General features: G+C 36.8%; 24 protein-coding genes. 15 read left to right on the top strand and 9 right to left on the bottom strand.

All coding sequences use genetic code 11. The features are described 5' to 3' along the window. Positions 1–9: 9 nt before the first annotated feature. Positions 10–1,215: an MFS transporter gene (locus NGC85_RS09250; protein WP_254730454.1), complete on the bottom strand. Its 1,206-nt coding sequence runs from the start codon at positions 1,213–1,215 to the stop codon at positions 10–12. Between the two features lie 191 nt (positions 1,216–1,406). Between NGC85_RS09250 and NGC85_RS09245 the strand changes: the two genes are divergently transcribed. Further along, positions 1,407–2,198 (top strand): DUF4198 domain-containing protein, encoded by a 792-nt coding sequence (locus tag NGC85_RS09245; RefSeq protein WP_005058705.1) that lies wholly within the window; start codon positions 1,407–1,409, stop codon positions 2,196–2,198. 69 nt (positions 2,199–2,267) lie between these two features. On the opposite strand, the gene NGC85_RS09240 is transcribed toward NGC85_RS09245, so the two are convergent. Next, positions 2,268–2,915, bottom strand: a complete 648-nt coding sequence (locus NGC85_RS09240; RefSeq protein WP_171065933.1) for an epoxyqueuosine reductase QueH — start codon at positions 2,913–2,915, stop codon at positions 2,268–2,270. A gap of 306 nt (positions 2,916–3,221) precedes the next feature. Between NGC85_RS09240 and NGC85_RS09235 the strand changes: the two genes are divergently transcribed. Next, a complete protein-coding gene (locus NGC85_RS09235; RefSeq protein WP_005053678.1) occupies positions 3,222–4,142 on the top strand; it encodes a LysR family transcriptional regulator in 921 nt (306 codons plus the stop codon). An 88-nt stretch (positions 4,143–4,230) separates the two neighbouring features. On the opposite strand, the gene NGC85_RS09230 is transcribed toward NGC85_RS09235, so the two are convergent. After that, complete coding sequence (locus NGC85_RS09230) at positions 4,231–4,686, bottom strand: DUF441 domain-containing protein (RefSeq protein WP_254805578.1); 456 nt, start codon at positions 4,684–4,686, stop codon at positions 4,231–4,233. A 119-nt stretch (positions 4,687–4,805) separates the two neighbouring features. Then, entirely contained in the window at positions 4,806–5,243 is a 438-nt protein-coding gene (locus tag NGC85_RS09225; protein WP_254730452.1) for an Rrf2 family transcriptional regulator, read from the bottom strand. Positions 5,244–5,343: 100 nt separating this feature from the next. On the opposite strand from NGC85_RS09225, the gene NGC85_RS09220 reads away from it, so the two are divergent. Continuing rightward, the gene (locus NGC85_RS09220; RefSeq protein WP_254730449.1) at positions 5,344–6,222 is read left to right on the top strand and encodes an NAD(P)/FAD-dependent oxidoreductase; all 879 of its coding nucleotides are present in this window, start codon (positions 5,344–5,346) and stop codon (positions 6,220–6,222) included. Between the two features lie 49 nt (positions 6,223–6,271). Here NGC85_RS09220 and NGC85_RS09215 read toward each other — a convergent pair whose 3' ends face one another. Continuing rightward, a complete protein-coding gene (locus NGC85_RS09215) occupies positions 6,272–7,132 on the bottom strand; it encodes an iron-containing redox enzyme family protein (protein WP_254730446.1) in 861 nt (286 codons plus the stop codon). A 446-nt stretch (positions 7,133–7,578) separates the two neighbouring features. On the opposite strand from NGC85_RS09215, the gene NGC85_RS09210 reads away from it, so the two are divergent. Next, positions 7,579–8,139, top strand: coding sequence for a TetR/AcrR family transcriptional regulator (locus NGC85_RS09210; protein ID WP_005053686.1), 561 nt, complete (start codon positions 7,579–7,581; stop codon positions 8,137–8,139). A 120-nt stretch (positions 8,140–8,259) separates the two neighbouring features. Here NGC85_RS09210 and NGC85_RS09205 read toward each other — a convergent pair whose 3' ends face one another. Continuing rightward, complete coding sequence (locus NGC85_RS09205; protein WP_005053688.1) at positions 8,260–9,039, bottom strand: ferredoxin--NADP reductase; 780 nt, start codon at positions 9,037–9,039, stop codon at positions 8,260–8,262. Positions 9,040–9,157: 118 nt separating this feature from the next. Between NGC85_RS09205 and tsaA the strand changes: the two genes are divergently transcribed. From tsaA to NGC85_RS09180, 5 genes are all read left to right on the top strand, one after another. Then, positions 9,158–9,883 carry a tRNA (N6-threonylcarbamoyladenosine(37)-N6)-methyltransferase TrmO gene (gene tsaA / locus NGC85_RS09200; protein ID WP_254805577.1) on the top strand — a complete coding sequence of 242 codons (726 nt, stop codon included), beginning with the start codon at positions 9,158–9,160 and terminating at the stop codon, positions 9,881–9,883. Between the two features lie 30 nt (positions 9,884–9,913). Next, the gene (locus tag NGC85_RS09195; protein WP_254805576.1) at positions 9,914–11,692 is read left to right on the top strand and encodes a GspE/PulE family protein; all 1,779 of its coding nucleotides are present in this window, start codon (positions 9,914–9,916) and stop codon (positions 11,690–11,692) included. Positions 11,693–11,779: 87 nt separating this feature from the next. Next, entirely contained in the window at positions 11,780–12,145 is a 366-nt protein-coding gene (locus NGC85_RS09190) for a NirD/YgiW/YdeI family stress tolerance protein (RefSeq protein ID WP_254730444.1), read from the top strand. Positions 12,146–12,238: 93 nt separating this feature from the next. Then, positions 12,239–12,901, top strand: coding sequence for a response regulator transcription factor (locus tag NGC85_RS09185; protein WP_254730442.1), 663 nt, complete (start codon positions 12,239–12,241; stop codon positions 12,899–12,901). Between the two features lies 1 nt (position 12,902). Beyond that, a complete protein-coding gene (locus NGC85_RS09180; RefSeq protein WP_254730440.1) occupies positions 12,903–14,231 on the top strand; it encodes a HAMP domain-containing sensor histidine kinase in 1,329 nt (442 codons plus the stop codon). Positions 14,232–14,324: 93 nt separating this feature from the next. Here NGC85_RS09180 and hemP read toward each other — a convergent pair whose 3' ends face one another. Next, positions 14,325–14,495 carry a hemin uptake protein HemP gene (gene hemP, locus NGC85_RS09175; RefSeq protein WP_005053700.1) on the bottom strand — a complete coding sequence of 57 codons (171 nt, stop codon included), beginning with the start codon at positions 14,493–14,495 and terminating at the stop codon, positions 14,325–14,327. A gap of 177 nt (positions 14,496–14,672) precedes the next feature. Here hemP and NGC85_RS09170 point away from each other — a divergent pair, with 177 nt between their 5' ends. Further along, entirely contained in the window at positions 14,673–15,584 is a 912-nt protein-coding gene (locus NGC85_RS09170) for a thiamine phosphate synthase (RefSeq protein ID WP_254730437.1), read from the top strand. 1 nt (position 15,585) lies between these two features. Here the strand turns inward: NGC85_RS09170 and NGC85_RS09165 are convergent, their stop codons facing one another. Then, entirely contained in the window at positions 15,586–16,146 is a 561-nt protein-coding gene (locus NGC85_RS09165) for a tetratricopeptide repeat protein (protein WP_005053704.1), read from the bottom strand. Between the two features lie 19 nt (positions 16,147–16,165). Further along, positions 16,166–18,574 carry a penicillin-binding protein 1B gene (gene mrcB, locus NGC85_RS09160; RefSeq protein WP_254730434.1) on the bottom strand — a complete coding sequence of 803 codons (2,409 nt, stop codon included), beginning with the start codon at positions 18,572–18,574 and terminating at the stop codon, positions 16,166–16,168. A 234-nt stretch (positions 18,575–18,808) separates the two neighbouring features. Here mrcB and NGC85_RS09155 point away from each other — a divergent pair, with 234 nt between their 5' ends. The 5 genes from NGC85_RS09155 to NGC85_RS09135 all read left to right on the top strand — a co-directional run bounded on the left by NGC85_RS09155 (position 18,809) and on the right by NGC85_RS09135 (position 24,591). Further along, positions 18,809–19,717 carry an NAD(+) kinase gene (locus NGC85_RS09155; protein ID WP_034710474.1) on the top strand — a complete coding sequence of 303 codons (909 nt, stop codon included), beginning with the start codon at positions 18,809–18,811 and terminating at the stop codon, positions 19,715–19,717. Further along, positions 19,714–19,986: a YeaC family protein gene (locus NGC85_RS09150; protein WP_005159772.1), complete on the top strand. Its 273-nt coding sequence runs from the start codon at positions 19,714–19,716 to the stop codon at positions 19,984–19,986. Before NGC85_RS09155 ends, NGC85_RS09150 begins: the two co-directional genes overlap by 4 nt. Positions 19,987–20,204: 218 nt before the next feature. Continuing rightward, positions 20,205–22,967, top strand: a complete 2,763-nt coding sequence (locus NGC85_RS09145) for a type VI secretion system Vgr family protein (RefSeq protein ID WP_254730431.1) — start codon at positions 20,205–20,207, stop codon at positions 22,965–22,967. Beyond that, positions 22,954–24,231, top strand: coding sequence for a hypothetical protein (locus tag NGC85_RS09140; protein WP_254730428.1), 1,278 nt, complete (start codon positions 22,954–22,956; stop codon positions 24,229–24,231). Before NGC85_RS09145 ends, NGC85_RS09140 begins: the two co-directional genes overlap by 14 nt. Next, positions 24,232–24,591 (top strand): hypothetical protein, encoded by a 360-nt coding sequence (locus NGC85_RS09135; protein ID WP_254730425.1) that lies wholly within the window; start codon positions 24,232–24,234, stop codon positions 24,589–24,591. Positions 24,592–24,595 lie beyond the last annotated feature (4 nt).

Genomic DNA, 24,595 nt, shown 5'->3' with positions numbered 1-24,595 from the left:
AATCTGCCTTTAAGAAATGACAGATTCACTTTTCTTTGAATATTTAGCATAAGCCAAAGCAATTAATAAGATGGCTAAGCCACCTAAACTTAATACAAAGCCAACCCAGATCGGTGCTAACCACCCCATATTATGACTCAACACCCAACCGCCCAAGAATGCACCAAGTGCATTTGCCAAGTTAAATGCTGAATGGTTTAGCGAAGCGGCTAAGGTCTGCGCATCACCTGCGATATCCATTAAATGAGTCTGCAATGCACCACCTAATCCTATGACGGTAAAGCCAATCAAAAATAGTGCTGTAATTGCGGTATAGAGATTAGACATCATAAAACTTGCTGCTACAAACGCGAGTGCAGAACTCACTAAAATTCCAATCATGGTTTTAAATAGGCTTTTATCTGCTAACCATCCAGCGACTAAGCCACCAATCACCATGCCGACTCCCCAAATAGCTAAAGCTACAGGAACAACACGGATATCGGCATGTGTATATTCAGTCAAAATCGGTGAAACATAACTATATACAGAGAACATCCCACCAAATCCAATCGCACCCACGGCAAGAGTGAGCCACATATTGATATTTTTTAAACCTGCCAATTCAGCTTTAATGCTAGCAGTTTTTTGTAATGGAATATTGGGTACAAATAGACTGACACCTATCAGTGTGAAAAATGCAATTGCAGCAGAAAATTCAAAACCTGATTTCCATCCAAATTGTTGACCCAACCATGTAGCAATTGGTACGCCGATCACATTGGCAATCGTTAGACCCATCATGACTTGGGCAATCGCGGTTGCGCGACGTTGTTTTCCAGCCAATTCAGCCGCTACTAATGCTGCTACACCAAAGTATGCACCATGTGGAAAACCTGCAATAAAGCGAGAAATCAGCATAGTTTCAGAGGTGGTTGCAAAAGCTGTTGCCGCATTTGCCAACCCATAAAAAAGCATCAGACTCAACAAAAGTGTCTTACGGGGTACTTTTGCTCCCAATATTGCAATAATAGGGGCGCCAACCATCACGCCAAGTGCATAAGCACTAATGAAATAGCCTGCATGCGGAACACTGACATTTAAATCAGTGGCAATTTCCTGAATCAGCCCCATTGCCACAAATTCTGTCGTACCAATACAGAAACTACCAACAGCAAGGGAGAAAATAACAAGGAATAGAGAATAATTGTGTGAGGGCGAGTTTGGTGAGGACATATAACTTGTAGTCTAAAAGTGCCATCGTATTATATTCAACTTGCTTTCAAAAAGGTGAAATGGAACACAATTTTATCTTAATCAATTTTTAAATATAGCTTATTAGAAAATAATTTGAATGATAATTATTTTCATTTATGTATAATGCAAAGCAGACGTTTAAATGAAGATATTCAAAGGGTGGAAATAAAATGAAAAAATTATTAATCAGTTCATTACTGCTTGTTTCAGGTTTTAGCTTTGCTCATGAACCCTATGTCGCACCGCTCGCATATACCACTGGACAAACCCAAGTCGCTATTATTTCAGGTTATGCAGAAGAAGCTTTGCAAAGTGAATATGCACTAAAAGATGCGAAATTTGAAGTGACTAGCCCAAATAATGCCAAAACCACAGTTGCAGCAGAGTCTAAATTGGGTTCGGCAACCGTATTTGATTTAAAATTGCCTGAAGCTGGAACTTATAGCATTAAAACCAGCGCTAGTTATCCATTGAAATATGTACAAGATCAAAAAGAATGGAAAATGTTCTTTGATATGCCAGCAGACAAAGCACCTGCCAAAGCTGAACGTGATTTTGTTATTCCTTCTGACTTAAAATCGAAAAAAATTACGCCTGTTGAAATTACTCGTGAATGGACATTATTGACTTACGTGTCTAAAGACAAGAACACACCTGTTCAAGCAAGTACAGCTCCGATTCAAGTTGACTTTTTAACACATCCTAGTGAGCTAAAATCCAATCAAACCGTCAAAATTAAGGCATCTAAATCGAATCAAGCATTGGCTCATGCTAATGTGATCATTCGTGCTAAAGGTGCAACTGACAAGCAAGGTATTAGTTTAAAAACAGCCGCGGATGGTAGTGCTGACTTGATATTTGCAAAAGCAGGTGAGTATCTGATTGAAGTTAGTGAGGCGGTTGACGCGAAGCAAAAGCCAAGCAATCAGTTCTATAGTATTATCAGCGTTGCTGTAAATTAAGAAACGAAAAGGCTAATTCAAATGAGTTAGCCTTGTATTTAGACAAATTCTTAAAAATTACTAATTCGCCTAATTTGACTCATCATCCATTGCATTGCTATAAAACTTCACACCTAATTGGATACGGTCACGACCATTACTCATACGCCAGCGATTGCTATCTCTGAGTGAATAGACACAGCCACAGTATTCTTGTTGATAGAACTCTTCTCGCTTACTGATTTCAAGCATACGTACCGCGCCACCATATTTGCGCCAGTTATAATCCCAATATTGAATATTTGGATAATGCTCCGCTGCACGTAAACCACAGTCATTGATTTGCTGCATATTTTTCCAGCGTGAAATGCCGAGCGAACTACTGATTAGGCTAAAGCCATTTTCAAAGGCATACAGCGCTGTGCGTTCAAAGCGCATGTCAAAACACATGGTGCAGCGAATACCTTTCTCAGGCTCATTTTCCATGCCTTTGGCACGGGCAAACCAGTTGTCAGTGTCGTAGTCACAGTCGATAAATGGAATATTATGCTTCTCGGCAAATCGAATATTTTCCTCTTTACGAATCAAATATTCTTTCACAGGATGAATGTTTGGGTTATAAAAAAAGATCGAAAACTCAATGCCTGACTCTATTAAAGTTTCCATGACTTCACCTGAACATGGCGCACAACATGAATGCAGCAACAGTTTTTTATGCCCTTCAGGTAGCGTGAGCATTTGGCGTTCAAGTGTCTTTTGACTTTGTTGTGTCATATCAGCAATGTTTGAAAAGTGAATCATCTATTGTAAAAGTTTTAAATACTTGGAGGGTTTCAATTTAATGAAATGTTCTCAGCTCTAACTGAATTTTTTTTAATAAGCAGTACAATTTTAACAGTCTGACAATTAACTGAGCATTAAACGACTAAGGCGTTATATATTTTTAAAGCATGAATGTTAATGCAATAATCAAATATTATTCTTGGTGAGACAAACTCATTAATTTAATGATAAGATGAAATAAATTCAATTTTGGTTTGGCTTGTGTTAGAACTTCGTCATTTAAAAACACTTCATGCTTTAAGAGAGCACGGCTCATTAGTCGCTGCTGCCTCGGATTTGTGTCTTACGCCATCAGCTATTTCACATCAGTTAAAAGAATTAGATCACTGGTATGGGGTTGAGGTAGTGAATCGTCGTAGCCGTCCTGTCAGCTTCTCAAATGTAGGTGAGCGCCTACTCAAGTTGGCAGATGATATATTGCCACAAGTGCAAATCGCTCAATCGGATATTACTCGGATTGTACATGGTCAAACTGGACGCATAATTTTCTCATCTGAATGTCATAGCTGTTTTGATTGGTTAATGCCTCTACTTAATCAATATCGTCAACAATATCCAGATGTTGACTTAGACTTTGCAGCAGGTTTTGAGTCTAATCCGCATGAGTTATTACAAAATGCTGAATTTGATTTACTGATTACAGCGGATCCAATTGCATTAAAAGATATTGAATACTTTCCAATTTTTGAATATGAATCTCGTTTAGTGCTTTCCAATACACATCCATTAGTGCGCTCAGAACACGTTACAGTACAAGACTTGGCGGAAGAAACCTTAATTACATATCCTGTTGATAAGCATCGTTTAGATATCATGGCGCATTTATTTATTCCTGAAAATATTCAACCAAAGCATATTCGAACTACTGATTTGACTCAGATGTTAATTCAGTTGGTTGCGAGTGGTCGAGGTATTGCAGCGTTGCCAGATTGGGTGGTGAATGAATATGAGCAAAAAGGTTGGGTCGTCAGCCGTCGATTGGATTGTGTGTCAGAAAAAGGTTTAAGACGTACTTTGTACGCTGGTTATCGAACCGAAGACAAACAAAAAAATTACTTTGAAGGTTTTCTCAAACAATTAGAGAAGTTTTCACAAAAGAGAGCGATGTATTACGATCGATAAATAAAATTGCATATTTAATTAGGGGCGGCGGAAAAAAATCTTTCGCCGTAGCCCTTTGATCAATCTAAATCTCAAAACATTTTTTGAATTAGGACTTTCCAATCAACAAAGATAATATTCCAGCAGCGATGAGCGGACCTACAGGAACGCCACGTAAAAGCGCAACGCCTGCAACCGTTCCAATTAATAATCCAGCTACAACATCAGGTTGGTGTGTCATAAGTTTTACACCACGACCACCTAACCAAGCGACTAAGAGACCAACAGCAATTGCTAGTAAAGATTTAATGCTAATAAATGATTTTAAAATGCTCTCACCGCTGAGTTTTCCACTTGCGATCGGAGCAAGAACACCTATGGTTAAAATAATAATGCCGATATTGAGACCATGTTGTTGTATATAAGGGAAAAATTCAGCGAGAGGTGTGAGTTTAATAACGATCAAAACGCCAATTGCTATAATAATTGCAGTGTTTTGACTAAAAACGCCGAAGCCTAATAAAATTAACAGAACCAGTAAATTGACATCAAGTTGCGATAACATATTAGAAAAATCAGACATGAGAAAGTTGAATTGTACAGTAAATGATAGTGTGATTTTGATCAAATTTGAATATTTAACTTATTTCAATCTTATAAAAAGACTTGTATAACCTTTAAATTTCAATGATGTAATTCTTTATTGCAAATTTGATCAAATTGCAAAGCAAGATCGGCGAGGGTAGTGGACTTTAATTTTGACAATAAAATCAATTGTGCTTGATTCATAGCATCATCTAAGGCTGCATTGACCACTCGTTCAACTGCACAGTTTGGATTGTCTCTTTCATTTCCGATTGCAAATATTGTGGGTTCACCTACAGCATTGTAAATATCAAATAAAGTAATGTTCTCTAAATTACTAATCAGTAACCAACCACCTTTAGGTCCTTTCTCGGATTGAATAAAACCGGCTTTTTTTAAACCAGCCATAGTACGCCTGACCACCACAGGATTAGTTGATAACATCAGAGCAATTTCATCAGAAGTAAAAATTTTATTGTTTCTCGACATATGAAGCAGAACATGAAGCATCCGAGAAAGTTTACTATCAGTACGCATAACAGAATCAGCATAAATAAAACATTAATGTAACATTAAAAGTTGCAAATTAAAATGAAAAGCATTAATGTAACTTTAAAAGTTACTTAATGGTGTTGGTATGATTTATGATGTGGCAATCATTGGTGGTAGCTATGCGGGATTGGCAGCTGGATTACCATTAGCCCGAGCTAGAAAAAATATAGTCGTGATTGATGCGGGGCAAAGAAGAAATCGATTTGCCAAGTTTTCACATGGATTTTTAACTCAAGATGGTACTGACGCTACAGAAATTGCGAGAATCGGTAAACAGCAATTATTGCAATATGAAACTGTAGCTTGGCAAGATGGGTCGGTAAAACGGATTGAAAAAAAAGATGATCAATTTCATATTTGTATTGATGCTACGCATGCGGTAATTGCTAAGAAAATCATAATCGCAACGGGTGTGACTGATCAATTACCTTATATTAAAGGCTTAGTAGAGAGGTGGGGCGAAACTATTTTTCATTGCTCGTATTGTCATGGTTATGAGTTGAATCAAGGCAGCATTGGACTAATTGCAAGTTCAGAGCATTCAGCACATATGGCGATGATGTTACCAGACTGGGGAAGTGTTACATTTTTTTTAAACAATCAGTCAATTGAAAATGAGGTGCGAGAGCAATTAATAGCAAGGGGAGTTAGCATTGAAGATAGACCGATTAAGGAAATTATCGAGCAATCAACCCTTGTTTTAGAAGATGACAGCAAAATGAAGATGGATGGCATATTTGTAACCAGTAAATGTCTGATTTCGCAAGATTGGATCTATAAATTAGGCTGTGAAATTGAACAAAATATTATGGGTGAAATGATTAAAACCAATGCATTAAAAGAAACTTCTGAAATGGGTATTTTTGCCTGTGGGGATGTAGCCCGTTTAGGTGGGTCAGTTTCGCTCGCTGTTGGTGATGGTACGATGGCAGGCGTAGCGGCTCATAGATCACTTATATTTTAAGTTTAAAAAACCTTCTCTATACAAAAATAGAGAAGGTTCTTTTCTAAATTTAAGCCAATTTACGAAATGCTTCATACTGATAACTAACAATTTGCTCATCCCAAAATTGTTGCCATAAGTCACAATATTCTAGACAGATTTGACGAATCGAGCTGTAGTCAGATTCTACACAAGCTTGAGCCAGAACAAACCATAAGTCATCTTCATGATCATCATCAGCTGCTTCCGCAGTTTCATCATGAGAAACGCCATGCACAAAGTAATAACCGCTATCAACATCGAAGCCAACGGCACTTGTTGCTTGACGTAAAGCAGGGCTAAATAAAATAACTTCTTCTTCAGCCACAGCCAACAGAGCAGCTACTGCATGATAACGATCAAATGACTCTTCTAAATAGTTACGAACTTGTTGAGCAATAATTGAAGGTTGATAGTTATTGCGCTCTGCTTGAGTTAGATCAAACTCATTTAGAACATCTTCAAACAGTGGATAATGAGCGTATTGAGGATTACCTGAATAGTATCCATCTTTGTCTAGGGCTGGACGGAAACCAAATTCGTCAAGAATGTTTAGATTGAGTAAAAAGCGTGGAAACATTTTTGAACCCGATAACAAACGTGGTTCAAGTTGCTTAGTTTGGAATTGAGCCATTAATAAAGCATCAGTGAATACTTGAACAATGGCATGACGATATTCTAAATGAATGTGTTTTAGTGTTTCTTTATCTATTAAACCATCATTTAGCAGTTGGATAGCAGGATGCTTTGAAACAGGATGATTGGAAATTTCTGCTCTTAAATCACTCAGAAATTTAACATTCTTGTTCCATTGTTCTTCAGAAATACTATTTTTCATTCCGTCTATAGCTTTCTGTCTTGGGTTATCAAAATCTTCAAATTGTTTTGGCATAGTTTTGTACTCAATGAATTAATATTATTGCTTTTCCAATTATATAGTTTAGATTTACTTTGGTTGCTTTTGAATATAACTATTAGTTCAACCAAATATCTTTTTATTGGATAATTTAAATATAAAATGATTTTTTTGTGAAATCAATTTATTAAGCAATCTAAAAAATATAAATATAGTTTATTAATTAACCTAAATTTTAGCAAAAGGTGATATACTTCACTATATATTTTAATTTTTTTAAAATAGAAAAATTTTTTTACAAATGATCTTGTTTGTTATTCAATTTTTGCTTAATTTATAAGGTGAGACAATAAAGAAAAATTTCATATTTTCTAGAATGTTCTTAAAAGAATATAAATTAACATAGTTGCCAGAAATCACCAGCTTAACTATGTCTAAATAATGCATTAAGTTTTTTGATAGAATTCTAAAAGGATAATAAAATGTCAAAAAAAGAAGATATTATTGCAACGGCTCTGAATCTCTTTAACCGCTATAACTACAGCTCAGTTGGGGTGGATCGTATCATAAGTGAATCCGGCGTTGCCAAGATGACCTTCTATAAGTACTTTCCATCGAAAGAGAACTTGATAGAAGAGTGTTTGTCACGTCGGAATAAAAGTATCCAAAAGGCTATTGAAAGTGAAATCAGTTTAAAAGATGAAGATGACTACTTAGGAAAAATCAAAGCAGTTTATTTTTGGCATTTAGCATGGTTTAACTCAGATGACTTTCATGGATGTATGTTTCAAAAAGCATCACTTGAAATATTGCAACAGTATCCATCTATTATTGGTCCTATTGTTGCTTATCGAGAGTGGTTAATGACATTGCTCGAAGATTTATTTGAAAAAGCGAAAGTTTATCAACCTCATGTATTAACATCTATGTATATAAATATATTGGATGGAATGACGGCTTATGCCAAAGTGAATAAAGATCATGCTCAGATAGAGGAATGTTGGTATTATATTGAAAAACTCATTAATCTAGATGCTGCATAATATATTAAGCATTTCTTAATAAACTATTTTATTATGGTTAATGTGAATATATTCTTAATTGTTATTTATTTAAAATTAAAAAACCGAGGTAATCACCTCGGTTTTTTTATGCAGTTAAAATTATTTTTCGACAAAAGCTCGTTCGATTACATAATCACCCATAACCCCCATGCGTGGAGATTCGACTAAACCATGTTGATCAAGTAAAGCAGCAACATCTTTTAGAAAAGCAGGGCTACCACAAAGCATTGCGCGGTCAGTTTCGCGATTGAAACGTGGTAAACCTATTTTCTCAAATAATTCGCCAGTTTCAATTGCCGTCGTAACACGACCTTGAGTGTGGAATGGTTCACGAGTAACAGTTGGGTAGTAAACTAATTTATCTTTGATACCTAACTCTTCGAAAAACTCATGGTTTGGTAATTCATTTAAAATCAAATCTTGATAAGCAAGCTCTGATACATAACGTGTACCATGTACCATGATCACTTTTTCAAATTTTTCATAAGTCTCTGGATCACGGAGAAGTGAAAGGAATGGTGCAAGACCAGTACCAGAAGACAAAAGGTACAAGTTTTTACCTGGTAATAAATCATCATGTACTAAAGTGCCTGTAGGCTTTTTAGAAATAAGAATTTCGTCGCCCACTTGTACTTTTTGTAAAATAGAAGTTAATGGACCGTCTTGTACTTTAATCGAGAAGAATTCTAGTTCTTCTTCATAATTTGCACTCGCGATCGAATAAGCGCGCATTAAAGGCTTACCATTCACTTCAAGACCGATCATCACAAACTGACCATTTTTAAAACGTAGGCTTGTATCGCGTGTCGTTTTAAAACTGAAAAGTGTGTCATTCCAGTGGTGAACATGAGTAATGCGTTCAACGTTAAAAGCAGCCATTAAAGGTCTCGATCACAGTTAAAAGAAACAGATTGCTATTCTAATCTAAAATCATTCTCGATAAACTGAATATATTTAATTGTGTTTATAAGAAAAAGTGATGAACGAGTCTATAGTGATGCCGATAATCGGTTACATGAACTCTCCTTATCGAGAGAAATTTGGTATTCCAAGACAACCAAACTTAGTTGAGATTGAGTCCTATATTGAAATGATCGAGCCTTACAATGATGTTTTAGCATTTGAGGGAATTGAGGAGTTTAGCCATTTATGGTTGTTATGGCAGTTCCATGAAAATAAAAATTCTGATAACTCTTTGAATCAAATGTCTAAATTTCGTTCACAAGTGCGACCGCCAAGACTTGGAGGCAACCAGAAAATAGGTGTTTTCGCTACACGAAGTATGTATCGTCCAGCTCCAATTGGTTTATCGGTAGTACGATTTAAAAGAGTAGAAAAAATTGGCAAATCTATACGGCTTTATGTTTCAGGTAGTGATCTATTAAATGGAACACCAATTTTAGACATCAAACCATATATCCAATACTCGGATGCGATTCAGGATTCAATCAGCGGTTATGCCCAAGATGAGCCATCGAGAAAAGTTGTGGTTTGGACGCAAAATGCTCAACTACAACAAAGCCAATTATTGAAGCAATCTATTTTGAATAAAAAAGTACTTGATGAACTAGAACAAGTGTTATCTTTAGATCCTCGACCTGCGTATCAAAATGATGCAGAGCGAGTCTATGGAATGTGTTTTGCTGAAGTGAATATTCGTTTTACTGTGGACGATCAGAATGTCACGGTTATAAATGTAGAGCAAACAAACTTAAAAATATAAATGATTCATAATTTTGGGGAACAAACGGTTATGCAAGCGCAGGCGAAATTTGCAAACTTTTCATTTACGATTGATGTAACGTGGTGTTTAGAGCAACTACAAAAAGATGGGCGAATTACAGAAAGAGATAAGCTTCTTATTCAAACCACTCATCGTCAAAAGGATCAGTTGAAATGGCATCCGTTGCAATGGATTGCGAGCTTCAACTTAAAAGATCAGTTAAATGTACCAAATACTTTAACCTTGAATCGTTTGTGTCTATGGTTAGCAGAAAAAGCAGAAATTCCGCTATTTGTGATTGATCCACTAAAAGCAGATGTTGCAGCACTGACAAGTGTGATGTCACAAGAGTTTGCCGTTAGAAATCATATTTTAGCTGTTGAAGTCCAAACGGATAGGATTTTAATTGGAACGGATCAGCCCTTTACAACAGAATGGTTGAACAATTTAGAGCGAAGTTTAGCACCTCGTAAAATCGAAAAAGTTTTATTGAGCCCTGAACAATTACAACGCTATATTGTTGAGTATTATCAAGTTAGTCGAGCAGTCAACTCATCACAAAGTACGACCTCATTTGATCGAGATAACAAAGGTGTAGAAGCGCTATTACAACTCGGTGATACACAAAATCCCGATGCCAACGATCAACATATAGTGAAATTAGTAGATTGGGTATTGCAGTTTGCCTTTGAACAAGGTGCAAGTGATATCCATCTAGAGCCACGCAAAGACAAAGGTAAGGTGCGTTTTCGTATAGATGGCGTTTTGCACACGATTTACAACATGCCAGCCAATACACTTACTGCTGTTGTTTCTCGTATTAAGATTCTTGGTCGTATGAATGTTGCTGAAAAACGCAAACCTCAAGATGGACGTTTAAAAACGCGTACCCCAAAAGGACAAGAAACTGAACTGAGACTATCAACACTACCAACCGCCTTTGGTGAAAAGTTGGTTATGCGTATTTTTGATCCTGAGGTATTGGTACGTAGTTTTCAACAGTTGGGATTTGAAGGGCATTTACTACACAGTTGGCAGCAACTAACGCAGCATAGTCATGGCATCATTTTAGTCACAGGACCAACAGGTTCGGGGAAAACCACAACCTTATATTCTTCTTTAAAGCAATTAGCTACCGAACAAGTCAATGTCTGTACGATTGAAGATCCAATTGAAATGTTGGAACCAAGTTTTAATCAAATGCAGGTCAACCCAAATATTGAACTTGGTTTTGCTGATGGCGTACGTGCTTTAATGCGCCAAGATCCAGACATTATTATGATCGGTGAGGTTCGAGATCATGATACTGCAAATATGGCGATTCAAGCGGCTTTAACAGGTCACTTGGTCTTATCAACCTTACATACTAACGATGCACCCTCAAGTCTTACACGCTTACATGACTTAGGTATTCAACCATTTTTGACAGCAGCCACTATTTTAGGCATTTTGGCGCAACGATTAGTGCGTAAACTTTGTCCTCATTGTAAACAACAAACACAGATGAATGAGCAACAATGGGAGCATCTGACCTTTGATTATATGATGGATATGCCAGAGACTATGTATAAGGCAGTTGGATGTGAAGTTTGTCGTCAAACAGGTTACAAAGGTCGTGTCGGAATTTATGAATTCATGCCTGTAAGTTTAGAGTTAAAGTCGATTATCAGTGCCAATGGCACATTGAATGACTTAAAAGCACAGGCAAAAAAAGAAGGTGTTGAACCTTTGCGTATTGCAGGTGCTCGTAAAGTGATTGAAGGTATGACCACATTAGAGGAAGTATTGCGAGTGGTGCCTTTGAATTAAACAGAAAATTTTAATCTTCAGATTCGCCTCATTTTCATTTGTTTTAATGACTACATCGAAATGATGAACAATGATGAGGGTATAAAGATGAACCTATTTTCTAAAGTTGTTGTTGTTACTGGTTTAGTTGGTGTTACAACGTTTGCAGTTGCAAATACAGGTGCAGTTAACCAACAAGCTTTAGCACCAACACAGACAACAACTGTCAAACAGGCGTTAACGTTAAAAGATGATACACCTGTGCAATTGAAAGGCTATGTTGTTAAATCCATAGGTGATGAAAAGTACCAATTCAGTGATCAAACTGGCAGTATTACGGTCGATATAGACGATGATTTATGGCAAGGGAAACCAATTTCAGCTAAAACGCCTGTGACCATTATTGGTGAAATAGACATTGACTACAAACCAGCGAAACGTGTTGAAGTTGATGTGGATCAAGTTAAATTCTAATCACAGATCCCATATAGAAAACCACATGATATTCATGTGGTTTTTTGTTTATGCTTTAATTCAATATTGGAAATAAAATGAGAGCGTTTATTGATGCGAATTTTATTGGCTGAAGACGATGCTTCTCAAGCAGAAAGCATTAAAGACTGGCTAGAAATGGATGGTTATAGTGTCGATTGGGTTGAGCGAGGTGATTACGCGATTGCTGCGATCGAACAACATCAATATGACTGTATATTATTAGATAGAGGTTTACCTCAGGCATCGGGAGATGACATTCTAAAAACTATACGTCGCCAAAATATGAAAACACCTGTCATTTTTATCACAGCAAAAGATCATGTTCATGATCGTGTGGAAGGATTAGATTTAGGTGCAAATGACTATTTGGTTAAACCTTTTAATTTAGAGGAGTTGTCCGCTCGTGTCCGTTCCCAGTTGAGACACTATCACTCAGAAGTTGGTCAGTATCTTAATTTTTTAGATTTACAACTTGATCCCCAAGCGAAAACACTTGTGAAAGCAGGTAAACCCATCAACCTTACTGCCAAAGAGTTTCAGATTTTGTATAAGCTCATGCAAAAGCCGAATCATATTTTGACACGTGAGCAGCTTGAGGAATCGCTTTATGCATGGGGAGATGAAATTGAAAGTAATGCAATTGAAGTTTTTATTTATCAAATTCGTAAAAAAATTGGCGGTCATTACATCAAAACCATACGGGGTCTAGGCTATCGAATGCATCAGGAAGAGTAGAATGAAAGTTGTCTCTTTACAAAGCAAACTGATCAAAACATCTGTAGCAAGTTCAGTCATCGCTGGAACTTTGGCATTACTTTTATTTATTATTATTTCTATCTATCAAACTATGCAAATCCAAGATGAAATCATGGATGAGATTTCTGACATGTTACTGATCGCAGATTTAACAACTGCATCAGGTCAGCAAATAGATGAGTTGAGTGAGCAGTTTGATATTCAATATCGATTAAGTAATCCGCAATACACTTTGACTCAATCTGAAGATTTTAAACTAGATCAAACCTACTATCGATTAGGCACTGGAGACGAAAATTACGGCTTTATTTGGCAAGATCATCAGTTATGGCGAAGTTATATAGCTATAGATAAACAGTCAAATATAGAAGTGTTGTTGATACAACCTTTAAGAGAGCGTTTTAAAGAGTTATTTCATAATTTCTTATGGTATTCATTCATTTTAATCATGGTTTGGTTCATACAATGGTTGATTTTACATTTTTTGATTAAGCGTCAATTTCGTGTTATTCATCAATTATCAACTGAAATATCTGAAAAAAATGTCGATGATCTTAGCCCCATTCAAGTAAGAGAAATTGAACTAAAAGAATTACAACCGATGCTCAAACAATTAAATCATTTATTGGAGCGTTTAGATCAATCTTTAAAAGCTGAACAACGATTTACTGCCGATGCATCACATGAATTGAGATCGCCATTATCTGCTATACAACTACGATTACAGTTATTACAACGCAAATATCCTGAACGTGCTCATGACTTTGTACAAATGCAGCAAGACGTAAGTCGCGGCATTCAAATATTAGAGAACTTATTATTATTGGCGCGTTTAGATCCAGGAAAGCCAGAAAATCTGCCTAAATCACCTTTTGATATACAAGAAATAATGGATGAAGCAATCCAAGCTCTAACTTTTTTTGCAAATGAGAAGTCGATTAAATTTATTCAAAAAAGTAGAGTTGAAAATTGTATGGTCGTAGCCAATCAACAACTCATTTTTACCAGTATAAGAAATATCTTAGATAATGCGATTCGTTATACACCCATTGGCGGAAATGTTTATTTAACTGTAGAACAGCAACCTGAGTTTGTAGAACTTACATTCGAGAATGAAGGACAAGCTATTAGTTCAGAAGTTTTGGAGCGATTAGGAGAGCGTTTTTACAGAGCTTTAGGAACGAAAACGCAAGGTTCAGGTCTCGGTTTATCAATCTGTAAAAAAATTATAGATTTGCATCACGGTAAAATTTTATTTATGCATTCTGAGCATGGTGGTTTAGAAGTTGTTATTCGATTGATGCGTTAAGTTATATGTTTTTATTAAGACATAAAAAATAAAAAGCAGTATGCGCTGACATACTGCTATTTCCACGTTTATTATTGTTCCGTTTTTAATATTTTACTTAGTTAGAATTAAGCGATTGTTACGTGTTAAACGTAAGCGATATTCTTCTCCTGCGTGCATGATGCGAATTTCACGACCTAATGCAAATAAGTTATTTGAATGTAGCATCGGTAAAGAGTGAGCGGTATCAGTACTACGAGTAAATAGGTTAAATGGTGCGTTCATTTGTTATGCTCCGTGGTGTGTTTTTTAATGTTTTAAATGATAATCATTATCGAATAGGCCTGTCAACGTAAATTTAAAAAAATTACAAAATCATTCATTAATTATGTTTTTTAACATGTGAATTGATGGTCGTTTTACTTAAAATTAATATGAAAATATGAGAGATTTTAAACTGTTATGTCTAAAGCTACAGTTGATGTTGCAATCGCAATTTTATTACATAAATCCAAAGTTCTTGTCGGTTGGAGGCAAGCAGATCAGCATCAAGGAAATAAGCATGAATTTCCTGGTGGGAAAGTTGAAGCAGGTGAAACACCTGAACAAGCCTGTCGTAGAGAGGTTTATGAAGAGGTTGGTATTGGTTTAAAAGAATGGCATTCATTTGATCTAATATGCCACGAATACGATGATGTGATTGTTAATCTACATCTATATCATGCTTATGTGCCTGATGAATTATTAGAGCTTATTCACCAACCGTGGACATGGTATAGCCGTGATCAATTGGCGAGTTTAAATTTTCCAAAAGCAAATCAAGCAATATTAGACCGTTTGATATGGTCACATTTGATTAAAATTAGTGATCAAATGAGTGATTTACCTGAATGTAATGCAGAATTTTATTGGCGTGTAGAATCTGATGAAATCAATGCTATAGAACAGCAATTACATGGTTTGACGTCTGAGCAATTAAATAAGTTAATTTTAAACTTCGATATTTGGAACAAGCTTAATCCAGAATTAAAAACAAAAATTAAATCTATTCATCTGAAGCAATCACAGTTATTGCAATTGAAAAAAGGTGACTTGCTCACAGGTAAAAGATTTATCGCTGCTTGTCATGACGCTGTTTCTTTACAGCATGCTCATCATGTTGGATGTGATGCTGCATTTCTGAGTCCTGTACATGCAACTCAAACGCATATTGATGCAAAAGTATTAGGATGGGATGGTTTTGTAGAATTAGCAAGGAAAAGTGATATTCCTGTGTTTGCTTTAGGTGGTGTCAAACCATCAGATTTAGAACAAGCCCAAAGACATCACGCTTATGGGCTTGCTGGTATTCGAGCATTTAATTCTTTAAAATGAATTAAAGTGCTTGAATGGCTTTTTTAGCTTCTTGTGCTTTCATTGGATGGTTACGTGCTTCGCTTGCTCTAAGAACAATGTACCAAAGTTGTTTTTTCATAACATTACTTTGCGCATAACTCAAACCACGACGTGCTAATGCTTCGGCATTGGCATATTGTTTGCGCTGATTGGCAATCATTGCTAAATATAAATAAGTTTCTGAAGCTTGAGGTGCAATACGTTGTGCTTGTAGTGCATAACGTTCAGCTTCGGCAAGTTGCTGTTGTTTATAAGCAACTTGAGTTTTTTGCATCAAAGTTCTAAATGCAGGTAGTTGGCTACCATCATTAAATTTTTGCTGCACTTTTTGTTGGGGTACAACAACCTGCACATTTTGACGTTTAATTTCTTTCTGATCATATGGTGTGATCTTTACGCCAGTTGAAGGTGGAGTCACCTTCTTTTTCTGTGTATTGGTCGTTGGGGTTTGATTTGAGGGCGAAGTCGATGTTTTTTGAGGTGTAGTGGTACAACCTGCAACGACCAACATGCCCATAATAACCGTTAATTGCTTAATCATGTCCAATCATCCTTTTAAATTAGTTATCACCGTTATAACTACCGCTTGAAATAACGCGGGTTGAGGTGTGATTGGATAAATCTGTATGCATTTGATTTTCACTTTCTCGAATATAATTACCTATGCCATCATTAGATTCATCAGCGTTCGATTCATCAGTTTGTGGCATATAGGTAGGTTCAACTTCATAATGTGATTGTCCACAAGCCGTAGCACGGCGAGGAACTGTTTGGCGAAGCAAAGGAATATACATTGCACCATCACAGCCTTGAGCAGATAAATCGCCACTTGCACTATCAATCCATTGCCATTGAACATTATCAGTTTGACGTAGGTTTACAGGTTCTTGACGAAGTTGTTTCATTACATTCGTCCATACAGGCAATGCACCTGATGACCCTGTTAAGCCAGTCACTTTATTATCATCAAGACCTAGCCACACTACAGCAACATGATTACCTGAATATCCTGCAAACCATGAGTCACGAGTGTCATTAGTCGTACCTGACTTACCTGCTAAGTTTAAAGACTCTGGTAAGCTCGCATAAGCAGAACGTCCTGTACCTGAGCGCATAACTTGCTGTAAGCCATAATTCAAAATATAAGCCGCAGCAGGATCAATGGTTTGTTGAACATTTAAACCATAACGATCTAACAAATGTCCTTTAGCATCGACGACAGTACGAATCGAACGAGGAGGATATTTAAAACCGCCAGTTGCAAAGTTGCCATAAATGCTGAGCACTTCCATTGGCGACATATTTACAGCACCAAGATAGATAGATGGATACGCTGGAATATCCGAACTCACGCCAAATTGTTTTAATTTATTACTAAATGCAGACAATCCAAATTCATTTGCTAGGCGGACAGTGGAAAGGTTATATGAGTTTGCTAAAGCTTGTTGCATAGGCACAACACCGTGTTCACCACCACTGTAGTTTTTCGGTGTCCAGCTTTTATCTCCATCAATTGGAATGTTTACCGTACTATCTTCGATAGGTGTTGCCCAAGTATAACGACCTGACTCAATTGCATTTAAATAAATAATTGGTTTCAGCAAAGATCCAACTTGACGTTTTGCATCTAAAGCTCGGTTAAAACCTGTGAAATCTTGAGTTGATCCAACAGCGGCGATCAGTTCACCATTATCAGGATGCGCAACAAGAACAGCACCTTGCAAGTTCTTTAAGCGAGCTGGGTTCGCTTTGGCTAAACGCTCAACAGTATTCTTAAAGGCATTTTGAACTTGGGTTTGAGCAATAGGATCTAGCGTAGTGAAAATTCTTAAACCTTGATTGGTAATATCGCTTTCTTGATATTCAGTACGTAATTGACGGCGGACAATATCGAGGAAATCAGGAAATTTGGCAGGCCCTAAAGCTGGTTTACTCACCACATTTAAAGGACGCGCAATTTCATCTTGATATTCAGCTTCGGTTAAATAACCCATTACTTTCATGTTATTCAAAACGACATCACGACGTTTTTTTGCCGATTCTGGATTACGCCAAGGATTATATAGTGAAGGACCTTGTACTAGACCGACTAAGTATGCCTGTTGTGAAATATTCAGTTCGCGTAATGGCAAACCAAAATAAAACTGTGAAGCTAAACCATAGCCATTAATCGAATAGTTACCGTTTTGCCCCAAATTAACTTCATTCAAATAAGCTTCAAGAATCTCATCTTTGCTGTAATGTAGTTCAATTAACACCGCCATTAGCGCTTCATTAACTTTACGTTTAAGCGTTTTCTCAGGAGAAAGGTAAAAGTTTTTGACCAACTGCTGAGTTAAGGTTGAACCACCTTGACGTTTACCACCAGTTGCATTACTTACTAGTGCACGAGCTGTACCGCGAATGGAAATACCATGATGGTGATAGAAGTTTCTGTCTTCTGTAGAAATTAAAGCTTCTATTAGAGGTTTTGGTACTTTATTTAATTTTATAAGTACACGGTCTTCATTATGCTGAGGATAAATACCGCCAATTAATAAAGGTTCTAAACGTGCAATACCAGTGCTAGAAGGTTTTGTAGAGCGAATTTCACTGACTTGACCATCTGTAAAAGCGAGCTCAATAACTTGTTCAGGTTCGCTACTATCACCATAATCAAAACCACGTGTATGAACATACATTTGGTTGCCTTGCACGACATAACTACCAGATTTGTCATAGTTAGCTGTATTTTTATAGCCTAATAATTTTAACTCTTGAGTAAAATTATCTTGGGTAATAGGGGCATTTGCGTAGATTTCTAATGGGCGAGCGAAAACCTTGGCAGGGATATCCCAACGCTGACCTTCAAACTTGTCACGAATAATCGTATCTAAACGAATCAGATAGATGCTAAAAGCAACAAACACACCAATCACTAAAATTGAAAAAATGAGTGCTAGGAAACCAATACCACGTTCAAACTTCATAGATTTGCGTTAAAACCAAAACAATGGTGGTAATGATGCGATAGCTTATTGTCATTTTGCAATCATAAAACTGTGAATAAATAGCAACATGGAATAAAAAGTTTAAGAATGTGTTGACATTAATCGTATAAAAAAACAACGAATAGACATTTTTATACTTTTTAATCAATCATCAACGCAATTTGAGTTGTTAATGATATGATAGCCAGTAATCGCAACGGAGCTGAATTATTCGTGCAAATTTCACATAAATCCTTTCGAAATATTGGTCTAATTGGGCGACCAGATAAGTATTCTGTAGTAGAAACGTTATGTTTAATTCATGATCATTTAATCACTTTGGGCTTAAATCCTGTATTTGATCAAGAAACAGCTAAATTGGTCCCTTATAGTCATGGACAAACAGTCAGTCGCAATTTACTTGGGGAAGTTGTTGATTTAGTGATTGTTGTAGGTGGTGATGGTTCACTCCTCCATGCGGCTCGTGCTCTGGTGAGACATAACACACCTGTACTGGGTATCAACCGAGGTCGACTCGGTTTTTTAACTGATATAAAACCTGCTGAAGCGATTTTTAAACTAGATCAAGTTTTACAAGGTCAGTTTCAACTCGATCGCCGTTTTCTATTGGAAATGGAAGTCCGTACAAATAATGAAACGATCTATGATGCTATTGCTTTAAATGATGTGGTTTTACATTCTGGTAAATCCGTTCACATGATTGATTTTGAGCTGAGTATTGATGGACAATATGTTTATCGTCAGCACAGCGATGGTTTAATTGTATCAACACCAACTGGTTCAACTGCTTACGCATTGTCTGGTGGTGGTCCTATTTTGCATCCAAGTATGGATGCAATTGCTTTAGTTCCAATGCATCCTCATACACTTTCTTCAAGACCGATTGTTGTTGGTGGTCATAGTGAAGTTAAGATTACGATTAGAGAAAATCGTGTGCTACCAATGGTCAGTGCAGATGGGCAACACAGTGTTGCATTAAATGTGGGTGACACCGTGCATATTCGGAAACATCCGTTTAAACTAAGCTTATTACATCCACCTGGTTATGATTTTTATATGGCTTGCCGTACAAAACTAGGCTGGAATCAAGATTTTGAATCTTTTCAACAGGATGACTCATGAATATTGAACAAATGCTCGCTATTTTAAATCCTGAGATTGTTGAGCGTCTGAAAACGGCTGTTGAAATTGGTAAGTGGCCAAATGGTATTGCATTGACCAAAGAGCAGCGTGAAATTTGTATGCAAGCTGTGTATGCATGGGAAATGGAAAATTTACCGAAAGAACAGCGTAGTGGTTATATTGATCGTGGTACGAAAGAAGAAGGTGAAGAGTGTGATGACGATCATCACAAAAATGAGCCTGAGTTTAAGCCGATTCGTTTTGTGTAAAAGTTGCGAGATATTTACAGTGCCCTTAATTTTGAGGGCATTTTTATTACTCTATGTTTGAAGATAATTGCTTGAAAATGATCATAAAAATAAAAATAGATTGTGTTAGGTGGTACTGGAAAAGTGACATAAAATGTCATAAATAGACAATATTGTATAGACAGAGGCGTATTGCTATCAGTAAAATGCTGTAAATTTAAGCCAATATTCAAAAAAAGATGTTCAATAATATATTTCAAGCTTTAGAGAGTTTAGGGCTTGGCTCACAAAAACGTGCCATTCATATCCAGTTTTCTAATCAAAAATTAAATACACAAATCTTTTTACAACGTATCGATGGCCAACATCACCTCAATGAAGGCTTTAAAGCAGAACTGATCTGTCTATCCACCAATGCCACGATTCCATTAAAACAATTCATTGGTAGTCAGGTTGCGATAGATACAGTGACCGATCAAGGTCAGTTGACTCGTGTCACAGGCATCATCACCCAAGCCCTACAAGGACAATCCGACGGCAGCTTAACTTTATATAAACTCACGCTCGAAGACCCCACCACACTATGGAAACAACGCCGTAACAGCCGCGTATTTATGAATAAAAGTGTGCCTGATGTAGTGGAAATCATCTTCAAAGAGTGGCAACAAAAAAGCTCATTGTTTGCATCAAGTCTCACTTTAGATTTAAGTGGTCTCAGCCAAGACTACGATGTCCGCCCATTCATCATGCAAGCCAATGAAAGCGACTATGACTTTCTGACCCGATTAATGCGCAGCGAAGGTATCAATTGGCTAATCGATGAAGCCGAGCGAATTGTTGCACTCAGCAGCGCTGCTATCCAAGCACAAAAACTTCGACTCATCGATGACAATAGCCAATACCAAGCACTCGAACGAAGACAGATTCGCTACCACCGCAGCAGTGCCACCGAACAATACGACAGCATGACCAGCTTAATCGGACAACGCACACTACAGCCGAGTTCAGTTCATGTACAACGCTGGCAAGCCGATGCCTTAGAACAAGAAGAAGGTGCAGGCAGTGTGCAGAGCACGCATCAACACAGTGAACAACATGACAATGCCAGCCTCGGTTTAGAACAGGCATGGCATTTCTCACCAGCTTGGATGCAAGACTTGAATGATGAAGATGGATCAACTCAATCAGGCAATGCTCAAATTGAAAAAATTAATCAGACTCTGAGCCAATACTACGACTTACAATCCAAACAATTTATAGCTCAGACTACCGTGCGAGATAGTCATGTCGGTTATTGGTTTGAACTGGCAGAACACCCTGAAATAGATCAACACGATGGTGCAGACAAAGAATTTCTGATCACAGGCAAAAACTTCTATAACCAAAACAACTTGCCCAAAGATTTAAGCCAACAGATTGATCAACTATTAGCGCAAAGCAATTGGCAGCCGACCCAAGCCAATAATGAAGAACGGCAAGCCAATCAACTGACACTACAACGTCGCAATATCAAAACCGTTCCTGAATTTAATCCGCTACAACATCGTCCAGCAGCTTCACCACAACGCGCCAAAGTGGTTGGGCCAAGCGGTGAGGAAATCCATGTGGATGAATGGGGTAGGATAAAAGTAAGATTTCTATTCACAAGAAATGAAGACCATAGTCATGATGGTGGTGCAGGTGCAAATAACAACGACACCGATTCAGCATGGGTGGATGTACTTACACCGTGGGCAGGAGAAGGCTATGGCGCACGATTCTTGCCACGTATAGATGAACTTGTGGTGATAGACTTCTTTGATGGCAATATCGATCGTCCATTTGTCACAGGACGGATTCATGAGGGATATCGTAGCCCAACCAAATTTGACAATGCAGGCAAATTACCTGATACCAAAAAACTAGCAGGAATCAAATCCAAAGAAGTTCAAGGCGAAGGCTTTAATCAATTGCGTTTTGATGACACGACGGGTCAAATCAGCGCGCAACTGCAAAGTAGTCATGCTGTTAGCCAACTCAATCTCGGCAAACTGAGTCACCCAAAAGACCAAGCAGAAAGTGAAGATAGAGGTGAGGGCTTTGAACTGCGTACCGATCAATGGGGTGCAGTACGTGCAGGGGAAGGTTTACTCATTTCTACGCAGAAACAGGATCAAGCCCAAGGCGACCATCTTGATGCCCAACCCGCCAAGCAACAGCTCGAAGGCAACCAAAACAATGCCAAAGCCTTAAGTGAAGTTGCCAAGAATCAGCAAACGGATGAGATTGAATCGCTGGATCAACTAAAAGAGTTTGCGGAACAAATCCAAGAAAAAATAACACAATTTAAAAAATCACTATTACTACTCAATTCACCAGCTGGCATCGGCCTGAGCACCAATGAAGATATTCATTTATCCGCGGATGGACAAATCAATCAGTTTGCCGGCGACAGTATCAATTTGAGTACACAGAAAAATCTGATTACGCATGCTCAAAACAGAATCAGTGTGTTTGCCGCACAGAATGGTATTAAACAGGTCGCAGCCAAAGGTAAGTTTGAAATGCATGCTCAAGGGGATGGTATGGATTTACTTGCCAAGCAAGGGATTCAAATCATCTCGACGGAAGACTGTATTGAAATTACTAGTCCGAAAGAGATTGTGATTACCGCAGGCGGTTCTCAAATTAAGCTGAATGGTTCAGGTATTTTGCTAACGACGGGTGGCAAGTTTGAGGTGAAGGCAGGGCAACATTTGTTTATGGGTGGAAGTAAGCTAGCTATACCAAAATATTCACTACCTAAAATTGGTGAAAAAAATCAATATAGCTTAAAATACCAAATTTTGGATGATAGTGGTAATCCTTTGATAAACAAGAAATATATTGTTTTTTTAGATTCTGGAAAAACGGCTGAAGGTATAACTGATTCCAATGGTTTTACCAATGAAATAAGAAGCATACAAAAAGAAGATGTATCAATTCATGTTTTTTTGGATAAGGAGTTAGATGTTGAGCAATAATATAAAAGAGTATCTTCCATATGTGAAGTTAAAAACTGAAGTAGATATTACTAAATTAAGCTATACTTTATCTATATTTGATACTGTAAATCAAAAATATAAAAACTCTGATTATAATGTTAAGTATCTTTTTAAAAAATCTGGTTCTAATTTTAGGACTGCAATGATAACTTTGAAAAATAATCGTTCAAGAGTTGAAGTTTTGAAAGATTATGTTTTAATTTTTAATCTTTATAGGTCAGATAATAATGGGAATTGGCACCATGTAATAAAAAATTATTACGTAAATAATATGGTTGAAGAATTTGAAAAAAGTATTGTAGGAAATGTTAAATTAGATATCGTTAAATACTCTGAAAAAAATGATGCAACTAAGGTTGTACAGCCTAAAAATCTAAATACTGTTGTAGTTAATATTTCTACAACCCCAATATTTGTTTCAGTGGAGCATCCGCCAGGTTCTAAAAAAGACCCTTTTACAAAAGAGGCAGTAGAAGCAAGTCTATTTAGCCGTTTAAAAGAACCTTATCCTGATCAAAGATTTACTTATTTATGTGGTCCTGCTGCTTTTTTTTATTGTGTATTAAATAGTAATAAAGAAATTTATAAAAAAATTGTTAAGGCTTTATGGGAAAAAGGAGAAGTTTTAATTGGAAGGTTAAATATAAAACCTGATCTAAAAGGTGCACGCCTTGTTCATAATTTTTATGATGATAAAGAAGTTGCAAGAATATCTGCCGTTGACTGGATTACAATGGGAAGTTTAAGAGATAGCTCTAATTCGGTTACAAAGTACAATCAAGCAGAAGCAGTTGGATGGATAGCAGATAAGCTAAATGGTTTAACGGCATTTACAATGCCAGATGAAATAAAAAATTGGTTTTCTTCGATAGGATATAGTGTTCCTTTATACCAAAGTTTTATTCGCCAAAAGGTTCCAAGAAATGTTGATTGGCTTGATGTCTTGAGAAGTCTTTCATCTTATCCATCACAAGATTATTATTACGTTTTGTTAACGGTTGGAGCGATAACACAAGGTGGTTCAGATCTACCTTCAGTAGCAATAGGCCCTTCACATTATATCGTAATTAATTCAGATTTAAAGACAGACTTAGGGGTTGTTAATAAACTTACCTCTGATGATACTATCGTTAATGCTACATGTTTTAACTGGGGTAGGCAGGATAGAATTAAATCTGTTAGCTTAAAAACTTTAAGTCGGTTTATTTGGGCCGTTATTGTTGTAAAAAGAGAGTTAAAATAGATGAAAAAATTTGTAGCACTAACATTTTTATTTCTATTAGGTTGTTCTAATATAAACAATGATGTGTTTTTGACAAAAGAAATTCCAGTAGCAAAAGTTGGAAGTCCTTATTTTGGAGAAATAAAAATGAAGGAATATAGTATTATCGAGGATACTTTTCTTGTACAGTCAAATATCGATCAAAAGAGTGGTCTGATTGTTTCATCAGACCAAGGTGAAAAAGAGTTTGCTCCTCATGCTTTGACAACAATTAAAGGTACACCCAAAAGATCTGGTATTTATAAGATAAATATTTCTGGCACTGTAAGGGATGGATTAAAAGATTTTAATAAGGATTTTGTTCTAAAAGTTGAAGATTAGAATA

The sequence above is a fragment of the Acinetobacter sp. Z1 genome, from assembly GCF_024296945.1.
In the GTDB taxonomy this organism is placed as follows: Bacteria; Pseudomonadota; Gammaproteobacteria; order Pseudomonadales; family Moraxellaceae; genus Acinetobacter; species Acinetobacter beijerinckii.
The sequence above is the reverse complement of the archived record's forward strand: the minus strand, read 5'-3'. Positions and strand labels throughout refer to the sequence as shown.

Bases quoted from the DNA above. Each gene is read 5' to 3' on its own strand.
- NGC85_RS09250 (WP_254730454.1), bottom strand. From the start codon at position 1,215: ATGTCCTCACCAAACTCGCCCTCACACAATTATTCTCTATTCCTTGTT.
- NGC85_RS09245 (WP_005058705.1), top strand. From the start codon at position 1,407: ATGAAAAAATTATTAATCAGTTCATTACTGCTTGTTTCAGGTTTTAGC.
- NGC85_RS09240 (WP_171065933.1), bottom strand. From the start codon at position 2,915: ATGCTCACGCTACCTGAAGGGCATAAAAAACTGTTGCTGCATTCATGT.
- NGC85_RS09230 (WP_254805578.1), bottom strand. From the start codon at position 4,686: ATGTTATCGCAACTTGATGTCAATTTACTGGTTCTGTTAATTTTATTA.
- NGC85_RS09225 (WP_254730452.1), bottom strand. From the start codon at position 5,243: ATGCGTACTGATAGTAAACTTTCTCGGATGCTTCATGTTCTGCTTCAT.
- NGC85_RS09220 (WP_254730449.1), top strand. From the start codon at position 5,344: ATGATTTATGATGTGGCAATCATTGGTGGTAGCTATGCGGGATTGGCA.
- NGC85_RS09215 (WP_254730446.1), bottom strand. From the start codon at position 7,132: ATGCCAAAACAATTTGAAGATTTTGATAACCCAAGACAGAAAGCTATA.
- NGC85_RS09210 (WP_005053686.1), top strand. From the start codon at position 7,579: ATGTCAAAAAAAGAAGATATTATTGCAACGGCTCTGAATCTCTTTAAC.
- NGC85_RS09205 (WP_005053688.1), bottom strand. From the start codon at position 9,039: ATGGCTGCTTTTAACGTTGAACGCATTACTCATGTTCACCACTGGAAT.
- tsaA (WP_254805577.1), top strand. From the start codon at position 9,158: ATGCCGATAATCGGTTACATGAACTCTCCTTATCGAGAGAAATTTGGT.
- NGC85_RS09195 (WP_254805576.1), top strand. From the start codon at position 9,914: ATGCAAGCGCAGGCGAAATTTGCAAACTTTTCATTTACGATTGATGTA.
- NGC85_RS09190 (WP_254730444.1), top strand. From the start codon at position 11,780: ATGAACCTATTTTCTAAAGTTGTTGTTGTTACTGGTTTAGTTGGTGTT.
- NGC85_RS09185 (WP_254730442.1), top strand. From the start codon at position 12,239: ATGCGAATTTTATTGGCTGAAGACGATGCTTCTCAAGCAGAAAGCATT.
- NGC85_RS09180 (WP_254730440.1), top strand. From the start codon at position 12,903: ATGAAAGTTGTCTCTTTACAAAGCAAACTGATCAAAACATCTGTAGCA.
- hemP (WP_005053700.1), bottom strand. From the start codon at position 14,495: ATGAACGCACCATTTAACCTATTTACTCGTAGTACTGATACCGCTCAC.
- NGC85_RS09170 (WP_254730437.1), top strand. From the start codon at position 14,673: ATGTCTAAAGCTACAGTTGATGTTGCAATCGCAATTTTATTACATAAA.
- NGC85_RS09165 (WP_005053704.1), bottom strand. From the start codon at position 16,146: ATGATTAAGCAATTAACGGTTATTATGGGCATGTTGGTCGTTGCAGGT.
- mrcB (WP_254730434.1), bottom strand. From the start codon at position 18,574: ATGAAGTTTGAACGTGGTATTGGTTTCCTAGCACTCATTTTTTCAATT.
- NGC85_RS09150 (WP_005159772.1), top strand. From the start codon at position 19,714: ATGAATATTGAACAAATGCTCGCTATTTTAAATCCTGAGATTGTTGAG.
- NGC85_RS09145 (WP_254730431.1), top strand. From the start codon at position 20,205: ATGTTCAATAATATATTTCAAGCTTTAGAGAGTTTAGGGCTTGGCTCA.
- NGC85_RS09140 (WP_254730428.1), top strand. From the start codon at position 22,954: ATGTTGAGCAATAATATAAAAGAGTATCTTCCATATGTGAAGTTAAAA.
- NGC85_RS09135 (WP_254730425.1), top strand. From the start codon at position 24,232: ATGAAAAAATTTGTAGCACTAACATTTTTATTTCTATTAGGTTGTTCT.